The sequence below is a fragment of the Bradyrhizobium sp. UFLA05-89 genome, assembly GCF_059803475.1.
Window position 1 is genome coordinate 1 of the sequence record NZ_JBANBA010000272.1, and the last position, 1,262, is coordinate 1,262.

The window sequence follows — 1,262 nt, forward strand, 5'->3', positions numbered from 1 at the left end:
CGCCGGCGCCGGCGGGCCAAGACGGACAGGCTCGATGGCGAGACGCTGTTGCGGACGCTTCTCGCCTACAAGCGCGGCGAGCCGCGGGTCTGTGCGATGGTCGTTGCCCCCTCTCCGGAAGAAGAGGACCATCGCAGGCTTTGCCGCGAGCGGAAGACCTTGATCGCCGAGCGGATCGAGCATGTGAACCGGATCAAGGGTCTTCTGTTCGCGCAAGGGATATCCGACTACGCGCCGCTGCGGAGCAACCGCCGGGCACGGCTTGAGGCCTTGCGTACCGGCGATGGGCGACTGCTACCGGCGCATTTGAAGGCACAGATCGGCCGCGAGCTCGACCGGCTCGAACTTCTGCTCGGCCAGATCGAGGCCGTGGAGGCCGAACAGGATGCACTGCTGGCTGCGGTGAGAAAGCCTGCAGGCACACCGGCTGCACCGGATCCGGTGACGATGCTGCTGGCCTTGAAGGGAATGGGCCCAAACTTCGCTGCCGTTCTCTGGTTGGAAGCCTTCTACCGCCGGTTCGCCAACCGCCGCCAGATTGCGGCCTATGCCGGTCTTGCGGCCACGCCGTGGCGCAGTGGCGGCATCGAGCGTGAGCAAGGCGTGTCGAAGGCCGGCAATCCGCGCCTGAGAACCACGATGATCCAGCTCGCCTGGTTGTGGGTGCGGCACCAGCCCCAATCGGCCCTGACGCAATGGTTTGACGCGCACAGCGACCGCGGCCGCAAGCGCGCGATCGTGGCACTGGCCCGCAAGCTGCTCGTGGCCCTGTGGAAGTACGTGACGGCTGGCGTCGTGATCGAGGCAGCCGTGATGAAGACCGCCTGAGAATACAGCTCTCCCACCAAGGATACCAATCCGCCGAGGTTGATCAGCCTCGGCCGATCCGGGTGGACGAACCGATGGATTGCATGGCTTCAAACGCCGCAACGAAGAATGGCCTCGTCCTCTCGAGCCTGCCCGCCGCAAGCGGAATGTTGGTGCAGTCGCTATCACGCGACGACCGAATGTGAGTTTGACCTGGCACGCAAACCAGGTTGCCAAACCGGCTCGGCCCTTGGATCACTGACCATAAGGAGTAGTCCACCCCGCCCACGCCCGACCACAACAGCCTGATGGCGTGCTCGATCAAGTCAAGGCCAAGCCGCTTCGCGGCGGCCCTACGGGCCGGCCTTGACTCGACCTGCGCGCGCCATCTTCACACTCCAACGGTCGGGACGAAGAGCTGGCCTGCAATCGAACAAAGAGCTGACCAACCACCT

1 protein-coding gene is annotated in these 1,262 nt (G+C 64.7%); it reads left to right on the forward strand.

Annotation, left to right across the window (positions count from 1 at the left end; translation table 11 throughout):
• A partial coding sequence (locus tag SO139_RS46215) for an IS110 family RNA-guided transposase (protein WP_498542157.1) occupies positions 1-828 on the forward strand: 828 nt, incomplete at its 5' end.
• Positions 829-1,262: the final 434 nt, after the last annotated feature.